Below are 436 nucleotides of genomic sequence, written 5' to 3' on the forward strand. Positions count from 1 at the left end.
CTTACGAGCAGTCGCTGGTGGGTACACCGGTTGCTGATCCGAATAAACCGCTGGAAGTGGTGCGTACCATTCACTCCTTCGACCCGTGCATGGCCTGTGCGGTACACGTAGTGGATGCCGACGGCAACGAAGTGGTTTCAGTGAAGGTTCTGTAATGCGTATTTTAGTCTTAGGGGTCGGCAATATTTTGCTGACCGATGAAGCCATCGGTGTGCGGATTGTCGAAGCGTTAGAGCAACGATACATTCTGCCGGATTATGTTGAGATCCTCGATGGCGGCACGGCGGGAATGGAGCTGCTTGGCGACATGGCAAATCGCGATCATCTGATTATTGCGGATGCCATTGTGTCGAAAAAGAACACGCCGGGAACGATGATGATCCTGCGGGATGAAGAAGTTCCGGCGTTGTTTACCAACAAAATCTCTCCGCATCAG

2 protein-coding genes are annotated in these 436 nt (G+C 52.3%); both read left to right on the forward strand.

Annotated elements, in window-relative coordinates:
- Positions 1 to 14 precede the first annotated feature (14 nt).
- Positions 15 to 155 (forward strand): nickel-dependent hydrogenase large subunit, encoded by a 141-nt coding sequence (locus C1J00_RS48735; protein ID WP_281262814.1) that lies wholly within the window; start codon positions 15 to 17, stop codon positions 153 to 155.
- A partial coding sequence (locus C1J00_RS48740; RefSeq protein WP_146046447.1) for a hydrogenase maturation protease occupies positions 155 to 436 on the forward strand: 282 nt, incomplete at its 3' end. The genes C1J00_RS48735 and C1J00_RS48740, both read left to right, overlap by 1 nt.

The sequence above is a fragment of the Streptomyces cahuitamycinicus genome, assembly GCF_002891435.1.
GTDB lineage: Bacteria > Actinomycetota > Actinomycetes > Streptomycetales > Streptomycetaceae > Streptomyces > Streptomyces cahuitamycinicus.